A 14,838-nucleotide genomic window follows, 5' to 3' on the forward strand; every position below is an offset into this window, starting at 1 on the left:
TGTATCGATAGAAGGCGCCACCGCCTGGGGGACGGTAGGGCGCCTATAGGGAAGGATCAGGAACAATGGGAATCGGCAGTTCCCGGGGGGCAATCACTGGCGGGATGACCATCGGAAGCTTCGGGGAAAAACCAAGATCCGATCGGCGTCCGGTCGACTCGGACCGACAGATCCATCCCATTCAGCTCTTTTTCGATCAACGTGGCTACCTCTTGGGTCTCCGCATAGGCAGAATATCCATGCTTCAGTTTTTCCACCTTCGCTTTGGCCAAACGTTTTCGGCTGATAATCAACAGAATCCCCCCTTATCTATGTATATGATACACCTTAGGTGGGCGTTTGGCGATTGTCCATTCGAAATTCTTATTTTTAATATGGATCACATGGCTTTGTTCCCTATTCCTCCGTTTCTTTTTGTTTTTCCTGGGCAACCACCCAGATCTTCAATTTGGTTCCGACAAAGGTGAGGTATTTGAGTCGGATTTGAAAAGACTTCGATGTCGCTGTCCCTTTCTGATCCTGATCGATTTGGATGATGCGCTTGGCCATCATCGTGTCCAATACTTCCGGGTTGTCACTCACCCAATGGACCGATTTGCCTACAAAGGGCTGCAAGATCTCCTGTATCTCCTTACGGATTTTGTCCTGATAAAATTGACTTTCATTTGTAGGCAACTCCACTTCCACGGAAACATCCTGTCCGATGTATTGGGTGTCGTGATGTTTGTTTAAATCCTTTTCTAACATCTGGATTTTTTTGTACTTCTCGTTGTTGCGGTAATAAAGATTGTTTCGCTCCAAATAGAGGGAGTCCAGCTTTTGTCCGTATAAAAGATTCATCGCTGTGAGGCCTCCGATCAATCCGAAGAGAAAGGCGACGACGATCCGTAACAACTGCACGCGAGTCGATCGGTTCATTTACAGATCCCCTTGAATAAACCAACGGATCAGCACGGTTCCGAAGTGAGCCCCGAAAAAGGCGCTCAAAATGAAGATGAGCTGTTGGAATACCTGGCTCATCTCTCCGCCCAGGATATGGACTTCAAAAGATTTGATTGTATCGAAGGTCCCACCCAGTGCAGCGACCAGGGCCCAGATCTTTAGATGTTCCGACATCCTGAGCATCGTATCCATCGGCGGTTCATTACCGAAGAATGCACCGATCCCTCCTAGCAAGGTGCCCCCGAGTACAACGCCCAAAGCAATACAATAGTTTAATACCGTGGTCGACCAAAACTCTCCCATCCCCACACCGCCTTTGTCCAACAAAGATCCTTGGTTCAATTTATGAAGGAAGGAACCCGATTATGTGGACGAGGGTTTCGTCTCAACCTCGGATGGGGACTGTATGTTCGCCTCTACTTGTCCGATGCGTTATAATAGGAGGACCAATTCTTAAGGAAAAATCGGGTGAAGACGATGAACGGTTCCTTTGTCCACCTCCATGTGCATACGGAATACAGTCTCCTGGATGGAGCGGCCCGGATCGACCAACTGGTCGATGAGGCCAAGGCGACCGGTTTCGATGCGCTGGCCATCACCGATCACGGCGCTATGTACGGGGTCCTGCCTTTCTACAAAGCCTGCAAACGGGCTGGGATCCGTCCCATCATCGGGTGTGAAGTGTACTTGACACCGGGACGGTTGGAAGAGCGTCCTAACCCTCGGGAAAATCGGAACCATCACCTGCTCTTGTTAGCAGAGACGCTAGAGGGGTACCGCAATCTGATGAAAATCGTCAGTGAGGCCCATTTGAAGGGATTCCATTACAAACCGCGAGTGGACAAGGAGCTGCTTCGCCGCTACCATCGCGGTTTAATCGCTACCAGTGCCTGTCTGGCCGGGGAGATTCCCCAGGCGATCCTGCAGGGTCAGTTTGATAACGCCCGGCGGATGGCGCAGGAATACCGGGAGATTTTCGGGGAGGGGAATTTTTTCCTGGAACTGCAAGACCATGGCATTCCCGAACAACAAAAGGTGAATCGTCATCTGATCTCCTTGGCCCGGGAACAGCAATTGCCTCTGGTGGCGACCAACGATCTCCACTATGTGAATCAGACCGACCACGAGATGCACGACTGTCTCCTGTGTATCGGGACCAACCGTCGCTTGGAGGAACAGGACCGGTTGCGGTTTCCGACTGATCAATTTTACCTGAAGTCGACGGAAGAGATGGAAAGATTGTTCGGCTATATACCCGAGGCCTTGGAAAATACCCAGCGGATCGCCGAGCGGTGTCAAGTGGAGATTCCTATCGGCGAACGGCTTCTACCCCGTTTTCCCCTGCCTGAAGGAACGGATGCCCCGTCCCGGTTACGGGAGTTGTGCCAAAAAGGGGCGGAGAAACGATATCGCACCGTCACCCCTGAAGTGAAAAAACGGTTGGATTATGAGCTGTCTGTGATTGAGAACATGGGGTTTAGTGATTACTTCCTGATCGTGTGGGACTTTGTCCGCTTTGCCCGGGAGCAGGGTATCGCCGTCGGTCCCGGACGAGGTTCGGCGGCTGGCAGCCTGGTGGCTTACGTGCTGGGGATTACGAATATCGATCCGATTCGGTACAAGCTCCTGTTTGAGCGGTTTCTCAACCCGGAACGGGTCAGTATGCCGGATATCGACATCGATTTCAACGACGAGCGGCGGGATGAAGTGATCGACTATGTGACCCGTAAGTACGGATCGGATCGAGTGGCCCAGATCATTACCTTCGGTACGATGGCTCCCCGTGCAGCGGTTCGCGATGTGGGGCGCGTGATGGGTTTGCCCTATACCGAGGTGGATCGGGTCGCCAAGATGATCCCTTCAGGACCGGGGGTCAAACTGGAACGGGTGATGGAGAGGGGCTCGGAATTGGACCGAGCCGTTCGGGAAGATCCTCGTGTGGCTCGCTTGATGGAAAACGTGCGGAAAGTAGAAGGCTTTCCACGCCACGTGTCCACCCATGCGGCGGGGGTGGTCATCTCGGATACGCCTCTGACGGATCATGTCCCCCTGGAGGAGGGAACAGGCGGAATCAGCCTGACCCAATATCCGATGGAGGCTTTAGAAGAGATCGGGCTGCTTAAGGCGGATTTTTTGGGTTTGCGCAACCTAACAGTGATCGAGCGGACCATTGAGGCCGTCCGGGAGGCGGAAGGGACGGAGATTGACTTCAACGGTTCCGATTATGATGATCCGGTCACCTACCGTATGCTCTGTCGGGGAGAGACCACCGGCGTATTTCAGTTGGAATCTGCAGGGATGCGGAAGGTGTTGCGGGATCTGCAGCCGGAGGATTTTGAGGATGTGATCGCCGTGCTCGCCCTGTACCGTCCCGGGCCGATGGAGCAGATTCCACGGTTTATCCGGGCCAAGCACGGTCAGGAGCAGGTCCATTATCCCCATCCGGACTTGAAACCGATCCTGGCGGATACCTACGGAATTATCGTCTACCAGGAGCAGATCATGAGGATAGCGGCCAAGATGGCCGGCTTTAACCTGGGACAGGCGGACATCCTGCGACGAGCCGTCTCCAAAAAAAAGAGAGATGTTCTCGATCAGCAGCGGAAGAACTTCGTCGAGGGGTGCCTTCGCCAAGGATATACGGAAGAGATCGGCCACAAAGTATACGACCTGATTCTCCGCTTCGCCGATTACGGATTTAACCGTAGTCATGCCGCCGCTTATGCGGTGCTTGCCTACGAGACGGCTTATCTGAAAGCCAACTATCCCCTTTATTATATGGCGGCTTTGTTGACGACGGTGATGGGAAACCACAGCAAGATGGCGGAGTATGTTGAAGCTTGCCGACAAAGCGGGATCTCGGTGCTTCACCCAGATATCAATGAGAGTGAGCGTACCTTTGCCGTCCGGGAGGGAGCGATTCGGATGGGGTTGGCCGCCGTGAAAAATGTGGGCACCCATGCGATTACGGACATCCTTAAGGAGCGCCGCAAAAAGCCATACCGAGACCTCTTCGATTTTTGTCGGCGGGTCAACCTGCGTACTTGTAACCGTCGAGTGATTGAATCCCTGATCCAGTGCGGGGCGATGGACAGCCTCCCGGGGCATCGTGCGCAGCTTTTGGCCATGCTGGATGAAGCGATGGAAAGAGGCGGTGAGTTGCAACGCCGGCAATCGGAAGATCAGCTCCAATTATTTGACGAGGTGGAGGACGATCCGTCCCCCCGCTTTTCCTATGATGGGGTAAAGCCCTTTTTAAGGCGGGAAGTACTGGAGATGGAACGAGAGCTGCTGGGACTGTATCTCTCCGGTCACCCGCTGGATGAGTTCCGTGATACCGTTGCTTCCCGTACCTCTCACACCTTGGAGGCGCTGGAAACAGGGCGGGAGAAGGAACGAGTGACTGTAGCCGGACTGATCCGGGATGTGAAAGCGATCACCACCCGTAAAGGGGAACCGATGGCTTTTGTCACCCTTGAGGATTTTTCCCGGCAGGCGGAAATGGTCGTCTTTCCACGAACCTTGCGACAATACCGGACCCTGTTGCAGGTTGATCGGCCTGTTATCGTCTCCGGTCGCTTGAACCAGCATGAAAATGGGGTTAAATTGCTGGCGGATACCGTGGAGGATCTGCAGCGTCTGGCGAGGACGGCGGAACGGGTACGGGAGTCACCGGCCGACGGCGGACTCGATCCGGAAAAGAGGTTGATCGCCTACATTCGGATCCCCCGAGATAAAGAAGGGCCTCGTTTGCTCAATCGGCTGAAACAGGTGTTAACCTCCCTGCACGGGAAAGTGCCGGTTCGCCTTTTCTATGAGGGCTCCCATCAAATCCGCGAACTTCCGGTGGATAAGTATGGCATTCACCCTTCCCCAGAACTGAAACGTCGCGTGGAGGAAATGATGGGGAACAATTCCTTTCATGTCAAAGAAGAACCGCTTCGCACCCGCGACGGGCGGGGAACATAATCTATTGTCATGACGGGTCTGGAGAAGGTGGATGGTTTGTTTTATCGCCACACGATCGATTTGTTGAAGAAGCGGGGAGTGACGTTGACCGATATTGCGACCATCGTCTTCGACCTGCAGCATCCATATAACGACCAGTTGGATCTGCAAACATGCCTTGAAAGCGTAGAGCATGTTATGCAAAAACGGGAAGTGCAGCATGCGTTGATCACCGGGGTCGCCCTGGATGAACTGGCTGAGCGACACCGTCTTCCCACTCCCTTACAAGAAATGATGGAAGTGGACGAACCGCTGTACGGAATCGATGAGATTTTAGCCCTATCCATCACCAATGTTTATGGGACGATCGGATTGACCAGTTTCGGCTATCTGGACAAAACCAAGGAGGGTGTGATTCAAAAGCTGAACAACCACGGCGGGAGGATCCACGTCTTTCTTGATGATTTGATCGCGGGGGTCGCCGCTGCGGCTTCCGCGCGGATCGCCCATGAAAATCCGGATATGGGTCGCTATCTCGCTGATGCGAAAGGAAGTGGCAAAGGGCCGGTCGAATGATCGGTCTTTTTTGTATGCTCGGGTTTCAAAGGGGGCATTCCCACCCAGAATGGTTAGAAACAAGCCGCGAGGAGGGATGGCATGGGTTGCTGGTTGGTTCAGCTCTCCGATGGACAACAGGCTCTGATCACGGATGAAGACTGGATTCCCCGGGATCTGGAGTCTTATCGGCTCCTTCAGATGAGGAACCGTCGATATCAACAGAGGCTGCAGCAGATTTCCACGAATATCTTTGGAGAGTGGTCCGATTTTCTCGGACCGGAATCTGAGGTCTCGCCATAAATGTATAAAATCCGATCAAAAAACTAGGTAAATATGGTTGACTTCCTATCGGCCACCCTCTAAGATAGAAATAAATCTTATCCAGAGCGGCGGAGGGACCTGGCCCGATGAAGTCCGGCAACCTGCAGCTGTAAGGTGCCACATCCAGCAAAATGGGAGCCATTTTGGAAGATAAGTAAGATGGTAAGGATGATACCTTCTCACCTTCAAGTCTCTCCAAAATGGGAAGGCTTTTTTTATTCCTGGAGGGAGGGGAACCGGGATGTCCGACAAAAAGAAGGCATCCGACAATGGTTATGAAACTGTCACCGAGCGGATCCGGGAGATGCTGGACGGGATGCGATACGGATCGATTACATTGGTTGTACAGGACGGCCAGGTGATCCAACTGGAAAAAAACGAAAAAATGCGCTTGAAATGAGCGGAACGCATCCGCTGACCGGAGAAACCGGAGGCGGCCCGCACCACATCAGCTGTGGTGTGGGCCGCCTTTTTGCTGAAAAGGAGGGACTCGAATGGATGTTCAACTCACATATGAAACCTGGGAGAAGGAAAAACCCGTCTTTTCCATCGACAATGAGAGCAAAGGCGCAGTGAACGCGCTGGAGTGGGCTTACAGCCACTACGGGGACGAGCTGGTGTACGCCTGCAGTTTTGGGGCGGAAAGCATGGTGTTAATCGATTTGATCGCGCTCATCCGCTCCGATGCCCGGCTAATCTTTTTGGATACCGGACTTCATTTTCGCGAGACGGATCAGGTGATCGCTGCCGTCCAACAACGATATCCCAACATGAATATCGACCGGCTCCGACCGGACTTGTCTCTGGAGGAGCAGGCGGAGGCTTTCGGCGACAAACTGTGGGAGCGGGATCCGGACCGGTGTTGCCACTTAAGGAAAATTGTCCCTCTGGAGCGGGCGTTGACAGGCAGGTCCGCCTGGATTTCCGGGTTGCGCCGGGCCCAGTCTCCAACCCGTCAGAACATGCAATTTATCAACCGTGACGAACGCTTCCGCTCCATCAAAATCTGTCCCTTAATCCATTGGAGTTGGAAGGATGTCTGGGATTACATCCATAAACATGATCTTCCCTACAATTCGTTGCACGACCAAGGCTATCCCAGTATCGGCTGTGTTCCCTGCACCCGTCCGGTGGCGGAAGGGGAAGATCTCCGGGCGGGCCGGTGGTCCGGCAGGTCAAAGACGGAGTGCGGCCTGCACACTACCCGGTAAAGGAATGGGAAATCCATGACTGCGATCGTCACCGGTTTCGTCGTCGCCTTTTTCTTTGCCGTCAACATCGGAGCGAGCGGGGCAGCTGCCGCGATGGGTGTCGCTTACGGAGCAGGTGCCGTCCGACGCCGTCAGGCCGCCCTTTGGATCAGTGGAGCAGGGGTGTTTGCCGGGGCGGCCCTTGGGGGAGGTGAAGTGGTTCGGACAATCGGGTCGGGAATCGTACCCGAATGGATCATGACCGTCCAGTTGGCGGTGCTGATTCTGGCCGCCGCTTGTTCCTCTCTTTTTATCGCCAATCGTCTGGGCATCCCTCTTTCCACCAGCGAGGTGACGGTTGGGTCGGTGGTGGGAGCGGGGGTCGCCTTGCAAAAAGTGTATTGGTCCCATTTGGCTGGCATTATCGCCTTTTGGCTTTTGGTTCCCTTGACCGCTTTTCTCCTCGCCTTTGTTACGGGAAAAGCCGTGATCGCGGCGGAACATCGTTTCCCCGCCATTCGCAAGGGAAATCGCAGCCGCTGGTTGGCCCTGCTACTGGTTGGGACTGGATTTTTGGAGGCATTTGCCGCCGGGATGAACAATGTGGCCAATGCTGTGGGACCCTTAGTCGGGGCAGGACTGCTTACGGTTTCCGAGGGGATTTTATACGGCGGGTTTTTTGTTGCCCTGGGGTCGATCCTTCTCGGCGGCAGGGTGTTGGAGACCAACGGAAAGCGGATAACCAACTTGTCTATGGTGGAGGGGAGCGCCGTCTCGGGAACGGGGGCGATGTTGGTGGCGGGGGCCTCCCTCATCGGCATCCCGGTACCCCTGACTCAGGTGACCACCTCCGCCATCATCGGTGTAGGTACGGCACGAAAAGGCTTTTCCTTGTGGCAGCAGAATGTGGTCAAACAATTGTTGCAGGTATGGGTGGTGTCGCCGGTCTTCTCTCTGGTGATCGCCTATGGTCTGGTCGAAGGATTGGTGAGGGGCGATTTCTACTCCGTGATCGCCGTGACCAGCGTCTTTTTGGCTACACTGGGTTCGATCAGTCTAATTCAAACCGTGCGACGGGAAAAACGTTCTCTCCATGAACATGGCGGGGGAATTTGAATCACGAAAGGTGATATTCCGGAAAAGGGGATGCGTTGGACCGAAATAGCTACTTTACCTCTGCCCGAAGACGGAAGGGGTCGGGGGGCGGAGGGGTCCGGCGAGACTTGTCCTATGGGTGCAAGGGAATGTGGGGGCGAACCTCGCCTCAGGTCGCGTGAAAAGTTGCACACATACCAGCCGTTTTCATATATCGGATCATCAATATCAACGAGGGGGCATTTATATGAGCAGCCATCCACATGGAGGAACATTGATCAACCGGTGGCGTCCGGATGTGGAGACAGAATCGATTCAACAGGAAGTGGAACTGGACGCCTTTGCCTTGAGTGATCTGGAACTGATCGGAGTTGGAGCTTTCAGTCCACTCACCGGTTTTCTCGGTGAAAAGGAGTACCGATCGGTGGTGGATCACATGCGATTGAGCAACGGTCTGCCTTGGTCGATTCCTATCACCCTACCCGTTTCCCGGGAAAAAGCGGACCAATTGAGAATCGGCCAACGGGTGAAGTTGGTGAAGGATGGAGTCCTCTACGGGGTGCTTCAACTAGAGGAGAAGTACTCTCCCGACAAAGAGTGGGAGGCAAAACAAGTGTATCTGACGACGGAAACGGATCATCCCGGCGTGGCTAAACTTTTCTCTCGACCGGAGATCTACCTGGCCGGTCCGATCGAACTGGTGCGCCGGCCGGCCAAACGTTTTGCCGATCGCCATCTGGATCCTGCGGATACCCGCAAAATCTTTGCCGATAAAGGGTGGAAAACGATCGTCGGTTTTCAGACGCGCAACCCGGTCCACCGAGCCCATGAATACATCCAGAAGACGGCCTTGGAGACGGTGGACGGTCTGTTTCTCAATCCGCTGGTGGGTGAGACCAAAGCAGGCGATATTCCAGCACCGGTACGGATGGAAAGTTATGAAGTTTTGCTGGAACACTATTATCCCGCCGGACGGGTCTTTTTGGCCGTCTTTCCCGCCGCCATGCGCTATGCCGGACCGCGGGAAGCGATTTTTCATGCGTTGGTGAGAAAGAACTTCGGCTGCACCCACTTTATCGTGGGCCGGGATCATGCCGGTGTTGGCAACTACTACGGCACCTATGACTCGCAAAAGATTTTCTCGGAATTCACCCCAGAGGAACTGGGGATTACGCCCCTTTTCTTTGAACACAGTTTCTATTGTCGCAAATGCGAAAATATGGCCTCCACCAAAACCTGTCCCCATGGAAACGAAGACCATGTCGTATTGTCCGGGACTAAAGTGCGGGAGATGCTCCGCAACGGGGAGCGGCCGCCGGCTACCTTCAGCCGGCCGGAAGTGGCCGATGTATTGATTCGCGGATTGCAAAAGGAGACGCAGACCACCGGTTAAGGAGGGAAAAACATGGCCACAAACATCGTTTGGCATGAAGCCGCCGTCACCAAAGCGGAACGCAGACAAAAAAATGGTCACGGGAGCGCTGTTCTCTGGTTTACGGGGTTGTCGGGGTCGGGCAAGTCGACCCTGGCCAATGCTCTGGATCGACGCCTAAACGAACTGGGGGTAAAAAGTTACGTACTGGATGGAGACAACATTCGACATGGACTGAATAAAGACTTGGGATTTTCGCCGAAGGATCGCAAGGAGAATATCCGGCGCATCGGTGAAGTGGCAAAATTGCTGGTGGACAGTGGACAATTTGCCCTGACCGCCTTTATTTCTCCCTATCGGAAAGATCGTCAGCACGTTCGCCGGCTGTTGGAGGAAGGGGAGTTTATTGAGATCTACGTACGTTGCTCCCTCGATGAATGTGAGCGGCGGGATCCAAAAGGGCTTTACCAAAAAGCGCGAACAGGTGAGATTCCACAATTTACCGGGGTGAGCGCCCCCTACGAAAAACCGCTGTCGCCGGAATGGACCATCGATACCGAAGGATCGACAGTGGAGGAATCTGTGGACTGCATGTTGGATTGGTTGCGACAACGGAGATTGATTCCTGGGATCAAGGATTGAGGAGGTAGGGCCGTGGCTTACGAAAAACACTGGGCAAACAACGACAAGATCAATGCTACAGAGAAACAGAAGTTAAAGATGGATGGTTTGGAGATCTTTCAAAAGATTCCAGAGTATGCCCGATCGGGCTTTGCATCGATTCCTAAAGAAGAGTGGCCGATGTTTAAATGGGCTGGCCTCTATCTGCAACGCCCCCGGGAAGAGGGATACTTCATGATGCGGGTCTGCATCCCCTCCGGTATTCTCAACTATGACCAGGTGGTGACGCTGGCTGGAATCGCCCGGGATTACGGTCGGGGGATTTACGATATCACCACCCGGCAGGCGGTCCAGTTTCACTGGTTGCGGATTGAGGACATTCCTGACATTTTTGAGCGCCTGAAACGAGTGGGGCTGTCTACTGCCGGCGCCTGTGGGGATATCACCCGCAATATCGTGGGCAATCCCTTGGCGGGGATCGACCCTGACGAGCTGTTGGACACCACTCCTATCGTTCGTGAAGTATATGAAACCTTTCAGCACAACCCCGACTTTTCCAACCTGCCTCGAAAGTACAAGGTATCGATCAGCGCCAACCAAAAAAACGCATCGAATGCGGAGATCAACTGTGTCGCCTTTACCCCGGCGGTGAAGACCATCGATGGGGAAGAGGTGAAAGGTTTCCACGTGAAGGTGGGCGGCGGGCTATCCTCCCGTCCGTATCTGGCGGAGACGCTGGACCTCTTCATCCGGCCCGAAGAGGTGAAGAAAGTGACCGTGGCCATCACCACCATCTTTAGGGACTATGGCTACCGAGAAAAGCGCACCCGAAACCGCTTAAAATTCCTGATAGCGGACTGGGGTCCGGAAAGATTTAAGGAGAAAGTGCTGGAATACACCGGGCCCTTGCCGACAAAGGGCACCGATATGTTGACGGATTGGAACGCTGGTTACTTTTACGGCGTCCATCCGCAAAAACAAGAGGGGCTCAATTATATCGGCTTAAACGTGCCGATGGGACGCCTCACAGCCGATGAGGTGCTGGAGCTGGCCCGCGTGTCTAATAAGTACGGTAACGGGGAAATCCGCAACTGCAGCTCACAAAACCTCGTGATTCCCCATGTGCCTGACGACCAGGTAGAAACCCTTTTGCAGGAGGAGATCTTTAAGCGGATCTCGGTCGATCCACCGAAATTTATCGGGTATGCCGTCTCGTGCACCGGGATCGAGTACTGCAACCTGGCCTTGGTGGAAACCAAGGAAAGAATGCGTAAGATCGCGGAATTTCTGGATAAGCAAGTGGAGGTGGACGTACCGGTCCGCATCCATATGGTGGGCTGCCCCAACTCCTGCGGCCAACGTCAGATCGCAGATATCGGGTTGCAGGGGATCAAAATGAAATCCAAGGAGACCAAAGAGTTGGTCGACGCCTTTGAGATTCACGTAGGCGGCACCCTGAAGCAGGGGGGAGAGTTTAATCGAAAGCTAAAGGGAAAGATCGATAGCCAACACCTCCCCGCAGTGCTGAAACAGTTCCTGCTTCATTTTAAGGAGCAAAAACAGCCGGAAGAGTCTTTTCACTCCTTTGTTCATCGGGTCGGGGTCGACAAGTTGCAACAGGTTTTAGATGAGATTCTGGAGCGAACCCTTCCTAAAGTGGCTTCCTGAGGGGGGTGTCCAGGTGTATCTCTACCGTTTTAAAGTGGCGGCGGAAGGGGAGAGAATTCCCGTCATCATCGCCGCTGGAGATGATCAGGAAGCATTCCAACTGGTCGATACAGAGCTGGAGAAATATTTTCTACGCATGCCTGACGTGGAGGATGTCACCCTTTACGAGAAAAAGCGGATTGGTAAAGGGGGCGGATATGTCCTTTACGAGGAGGAACAGAGCTGACATGTCGGGAGGGTTTGTCGATGGGTAAAGTGTATCTGGTGGGGGCGGGTCCCGGTGACCCCGAACTGATCACGGTGAAAGGTGTGCGTTGCATCCGGGAAGCGGATATCATCCTTTATGATCGTCTGGTGAATCAGGAGCTATTGGAATATGCCCGACCGGGGGCGGACCTCCTCTACTGCGGCAAGCTGCCCCAAACCAACACCTTGAAACAGGAGACAATCAACCGGTTTTTGACGAAACACGCCCTGGCGGGTCGGGTCGTCACCCGGTTGAAGGGGGGCGACCCCTTTGTCTACGGTCGGGGCGGGGAAGAGGCGGAGAGCCTGGTTCGCCACGGGGTTCCCTTTGAGGTGATCCCCGGGATCACCGCGGGAATCGCCGCCCCCGCCTATGCCGGCATACCAGTTACCCACAGGGATTTTGCCTCCACCTTTGCCTTTGTCACTGGACACCGGAAAAAAGGAGAGGCTGAAGAGTTGAGGTGGGAGCACCTGGCCCGGGGGGTGGATACCCTAGCCATTTACATGGGGGTAAAAAACCTCCCTCGGATTCGGGAGAAACTCCTGGCCTTTGGCCGCGCTCCGGAGACGCCAGTCGCTCTCATACACTGGGGAACTACCCGTGGACAGCGAACGGTGACGGGCACCTTGGACGGGGTGGCGGAGCTCGCTCGCCGTCATCAGGTGGAAAATCCCACGCTGATCCTCGTGGGGGAGGTGGTCGCCCTCAGGGAGAAACTGGCTTGGTTTGAGTCCTGCATTCAGATGAGCGGGATCGAATCCGCCGTGGAGTCGGCGGGAATCTAGCATCGAGAAGTTGTCAAACAATGAACCTGTAACTGTTGCATACCGCCGCAAGGCGGCTTTTTTATCCTCCGGATCTTATTTGATATCTGAGTAAAAACCAGTAGATGTGATCGATCAGAATGGAAAAGGAGGTGCTCTTCTGATTCATACACCGATCATGCTGGATCTCAGCCAAAAGCCGGCTGTGGTGGTCGGAGGCGGAAAGGTGGCCGCCCGTCGCATTCGCTGGCTTTTGATAGCCGGCGCCTGTGTGACGGTGGTCGCCGAAAGAGCGCAGGAAGCGATTCGGGTCTTGGCCGCAGAAGGGAAAGTGACTTATCGGGAGAAACCTTTTGCCCCCGCCGATCTAGAAGGGGCTTGGGTGGTGGTGGCCGCAACGGATTCGCCGGAGGTGAATCGTAAGGTGGCCGAGTCGGCCGGTGACCGCCAGCTGGTCAATGTGGTGGATCAACCGGACCGGGGCAATTTCCACGTTCCCACCAGCTTGCAACAGGGGTGGCTTACACTGGCTGTTTCTACCGGCGGGGCCAGTCCGATCTTGGCCGGGATGATCCGGGACAAGCTGGCGGAACAGTTTGATGAAAAATGGGCCGAGGCGTTAGAAGCCTTGGACGAGGAGAGAAGGGCGATCAAGGGATCTGGACTATGTGAAGAGGAGAAGCGCCATCAGTTGAAGCGGTTGGCCCGAAAATGGTTTGATTCTCTGTGAGAACCTGCTGAATTTTTTGCCGATGGATGATAGGAACTCCTTCTTTTCACTCTATTCATTTGCTATAATAGGAGATATCGCCCGAGTGGTCTGACCACCGCGTGACCGGATATAAAGGAGTGAAAGGATTGTCCTCTTTGCGTGAAGATGCTTTGAAGCTACACCGAGAACAACAGGGAAAACTGACGGTTGGTTCGAAAGTGGCTGTCAACAACTCCAGGGATTTGAGTCTGGCCTATTCACCCGGTGTGGCTGAACCTTGCAAGGAGATCCATACCGATCCGGCCAAAGTTTTTGATTACACAGCCAAAGGGAATTTGGTGGCCGTCGTGTCCGACGGAACAGCGGTGCTCGGGCTGGGGAATATCGGTCCCCAAGCGGCTATGCCTGTCATGGAAGGAAAAGCGGTTCTATTTAAATCCTTTGCTGGCGTGGATGCTTTTCCCCTCTGCCTGGATACCAATGAAGTAGATAAAATCGTCGAGACCGTCAAGCTGATGTCCCCCACCTTCGGTGGAGTGAACTTGGAAGATATCGCCGCTCCAAAATGTTTTCTCATTGAAGAGCGGCTGAAAAAGGAAGTAGACATCCCCGTGTTCCACGATGATCAGCATGGAACAGCTATCGTCACATTGGCTGGACTGATCAACGCATTAAAAGTCGTGGGCAAGGAGATCGGCGAGATCAAGGTGGTAGCCAATGGTGCCGGTGCAGCCGGGATCGCTATTATCAAATTATTGCTTTCCCTGGGTGTCAAAGATATCATCATGTGCGACAGCAAGGGCCCTATTTATGAGGGGCGCCGAGAAGGCATGAACAGCATCAAGGAGAACATCGCTAAAGTGACCAACCGGGACGGAGTCCGCGGATCCTTGGCGGAGGCGATGAAAGGGAGCGATGTCTTTATCGGGGTGTCTGTGGCCGGAGCCGTCACCAAGGAGATGGTCCGTTCGATGAACCGGGATCCCATCATTTTCGCCATGGCCAACCCGACTCCCGAGATTATGCCGGATGATGCTTATGAAGCCGGGGCTAAAGTGGTCGGAACCGGTCGTTCCGATTTCCCCAACCAGGTGAATAACGTCCTCGCTTTTCCCGGAATTTTCCGCGGGGCTTTGGATGCGCAGTCACGAGAGATCAATGAGGAGATGAAGGTGGCGGCAGCTTATGCCATCGCTGAGCTGATTGAACCCGATGAGCTGTCACCTGAGTATGTGATTCCCGCTCCCTTCCATTCTTTGGTTGCCCCCAAAGTGGCTGCCGAAGTGGCCCGCTCCGCCATGGAGACAAGGGCGGCCCGCATCGAAGTCGATCCGGACGAGGTTTATGAACGAACATTGCAGCTGACTCAAAAACGATAAATAAAGAACGACTGCAGA

At 54.1% G+C, this 14,838-nt stretch carries 16 protein-coding genes and 1 riboswitch; of the genes, 13 read left to right on the top strand and 3 right to left on the bottom strand.

Features of this window, described 5'->3' with window-relative positions; genetic code table 11:
* Positions 1 to 56 precede the first annotated feature (56 nt).
* The 3 genes from BLP91_RS08880 to BLP91_RS08890 form a co-directional block, all read right to left on the bottom strand.
* Complete coding sequence (locus BLP91_RS08880) at positions 57 to 293, bottom strand: YtzJ family protein (protein ID WP_091569826.1); 237 nt, start codon at positions 291 to 293, stop codon at positions 57 to 59.
* A gap of 103 nt (positions 294 to 396) precedes the next feature.
* Positions 397 to 918 carry a sporulation membrane protein YtrI gene (locus BLP91_RS08885; RefSeq protein WP_091569829.1) on the bottom strand — a complete coding sequence of 174 codons (522 nt, stop codon included), beginning with the start codon at positions 916 to 918 and terminating at the stop codon, positions 397 to 399.
* Positions 919 to 1,245, bottom strand: coding sequence for a YtrH family sporulation protein (locus tag BLP91_RS08890; RefSeq protein ID WP_091569830.1), 327 nt, complete (start codon positions 1,243 to 1,245; stop codon positions 919 to 921).
* Positions 1,246 to 1,419: 174 nt separating this feature from the next.
* On the opposite strand from BLP91_RS08890, the gene BLP91_RS08895 reads away from it, so the two are divergent.
* From BLP91_RS08895 to ystJ, 13 genes are all read left to right on the top strand, one after another.
* A complete protein-coding gene (locus BLP91_RS08895) occupies positions 1,420 to 4,911 on the top strand; it encodes a DNA polymerase III subunit alpha (RefSeq protein WP_091569833.1) in 3,492 nt (1,163 codons plus the stop codon).
* Positions 4,912 to 4,920: 9 nt separating this feature from the next.
* Positions 4,921 to 5,466, top strand: coding sequence for a phosphatidylglycerophosphatase A family protein (locus BLP91_RS08900; RefSeq protein WP_091569835.1), 546 nt, complete (start codon positions 4,921 to 4,923; stop codon positions 5,464 to 5,466).
* A gap of 81 nt (positions 5,467 to 5,547) precedes the next feature.
* The gene (locus tag BLP91_RS08905; protein ID WP_091569838.1) at positions 5,548 to 5,748 is read left to right on the top strand and encodes a hypothetical protein; all 201 of its coding nucleotides are present in this window, start codon (positions 5,548 to 5,550) and stop codon (positions 5,746 to 5,748) included.
* Between the two features lie 74 nt (positions 5,749 to 5,822).
* Positions 5,823 to 5,926, top strand: a riboswitch (SAM riboswitch).
* Positions 5,927 to 6,010: 84 nt separating this feature from the next.
* Positions 6,011 to 6,169 (top strand): YezD family protein, encoded by a 159-nt coding sequence (locus BLP91_RS08910; RefSeq protein WP_091569841.1) that lies wholly within the window; start codon positions 6,011 to 6,013, stop codon positions 6,167 to 6,169.
* A gap of 94 nt (positions 6,170 to 6,263) precedes the next feature.
* A complete protein-coding gene (locus BLP91_RS08915) occupies positions 6,264 to 6,980 on the top strand; it encodes a phosphoadenylyl-sulfate reductase (protein WP_091569844.1) in 717 nt (238 codons plus the stop codon).
* Between the two features lie 15 nt (positions 6,981 to 6,995).
* Positions 6,996 to 8,075 carry a sulfate permease gene (locus BLP91_RS08920; protein WP_091569846.1) on the top strand — a complete coding sequence of 360 codons (1,080 nt, stop codon included), beginning with the start codon at positions 6,996 to 6,998 and terminating at the stop codon, positions 8,073 to 8,075.
* Between the two features lie 226 nt (positions 8,076 to 8,301).
* Complete coding sequence (sat, locus tag BLP91_RS08925) at positions 8,302 to 9,447, top strand: sulfate adenylyltransferase (protein WP_091569849.1); 1,146 nt, start codon at positions 8,302 to 8,304, stop codon at positions 9,445 to 9,447.
* Between the two features lie 12 nt (positions 9,448 to 9,459).
* Positions 9,460 to 10,068 carry an adenylyl-sulfate kinase gene (gene cysC, locus BLP91_RS08930; RefSeq protein WP_091569851.1) on the top strand — a complete coding sequence of 203 codons (609 nt, stop codon included), beginning with the start codon at positions 9,460 to 9,462 and terminating at the stop codon, positions 10,066 to 10,068.
* Between the two features lie 12 nt (positions 10,069 to 10,080).
* The gene (locus BLP91_RS08935; protein WP_091569854.1) at positions 10,081 to 11,715 is read left to right on the top strand and encodes a nitrite/sulfite reductase; all 1,635 of its coding nucleotides are present in this window, start codon (positions 10,081 to 10,083) and stop codon (positions 11,713 to 11,715) included.
* A gap of 13 nt (positions 11,716 to 11,728) precedes the next feature.
* A complete protein-coding gene (locus tag BLP91_RS08940) occupies positions 11,729 to 11,941 on the top strand; it encodes a DUF3906 family protein (protein WP_091569856.1) in 213 nt (70 codons plus the stop codon).
* Positions 11,942 to 11,961: 20 nt separating this feature from the next.
* Positions 11,962 to 12,750 carry a uroporphyrinogen-III C-methyltransferase gene (gene cobA, locus BLP91_RS08945; RefSeq protein ID WP_091569859.1) on the top strand — a complete coding sequence of 263 codons (789 nt, stop codon included), beginning with the start codon at positions 11,962 to 11,964 and terminating at the stop codon, positions 12,748 to 12,750.
* A 106-nt stretch (positions 12,751 to 12,856) separates the two neighbouring features.
* Complete coding sequence (locus tag BLP91_RS08950) at positions 12,857 to 13,459, top strand: precorrin-2 dehydrogenase/sirohydrochlorin ferrochelatase family protein (RefSeq protein WP_143003511.1); 603 nt, start codon at positions 12,857 to 12,859, stop codon at positions 13,457 to 13,459.
* 128 nt (positions 13,460 to 13,587) lie between these two features.
* Positions 13,588 to 14,820, top strand: a complete 1,233-nt coding sequence (gene ystJ / locus BLP91_RS08955; protein ID WP_091570053.1) for an NADP-dependent malic enzyme — start codon at positions 13,588 to 13,590, stop codon at positions 14,818 to 14,820.
* Positions 14,821 to 14,838 lie beyond the last annotated feature (18 nt).

Source organism: Melghirimyces thermohalophilus (assembly GCF_900102685.1).
Taxonomy (GTDB): Bacteria; Bacillota; Bacilli; order Thermoactinomycetales; family DSM-45169; genus Melghirimyces; species Melghirimyces thermohalophilus.

Coding starts and splice junctions, on each gene's coding strand:
- BLP91_RS08885 (WP_091569829.1), bottom strand. CDS start 918: ATGAACCGATCGACTCGCGTGCAGTTGTTACGGATCGTCGTCGCCTTT.
- BLP91_RS08890 (WP_091569830.1), bottom strand. CDS start 1,245: ATGGGAGAGTTTTGGTCGACCACGGTATTAAACTATTGTATTGCTTTG.
- BLP91_RS08895 (WP_091569833.1), top strand. CDS start 1,420: ATGAACGGTTCCTTTGTCCACCTCCATGTGCATACGGAATACAGTCTC.
- BLP91_RS08900 (WP_091569835.1), top strand. CDS start 4,921: ATGACGGGTCTGGAGAAGGTGGATGGTTTGTTTTATCGCCACACGATC.
- BLP91_RS08905 (WP_091569838.1), top strand. CDS start 5,548: ATGGGTTGCTGGTTGGTTCAGCTCTCCGATGGACAACAGGCTCTGATC.
- BLP91_RS08910 (WP_091569841.1), top strand. CDS start 6,011: ATGTCCGACAAAAAGAAGGCATCCGACAATGGTTATGAAACTGTCACC.
- BLP91_RS08915 (WP_091569844.1), top strand. CDS start 6,264: ATGGATGTTCAACTCACATATGAAACCTGGGAGAAGGAAAAACCCGTC.
- BLP91_RS08920 (WP_091569846.1), top strand. CDS start 6,996: ATGACTGCGATCGTCACCGGTTTCGTCGTCGCCTTTTTCTTTGCCGTC.
- sat (WP_091569849.1), top strand. CDS start 8,302: ATGAGCAGCCATCCACATGGAGGAACATTGATCAACCGGTGGCGTCCG.
- cysC (WP_091569851.1), top strand. CDS start 9,460: ATGGCCACAAACATCGTTTGGCATGAAGCCGCCGTCACCAAAGCGGAA.
- cobA (WP_091569859.1), top strand. CDS start 11,962: ATGGGTAAAGTGTATCTGGTGGGGGCGGGTCCCGGTGACCCCGAACTG.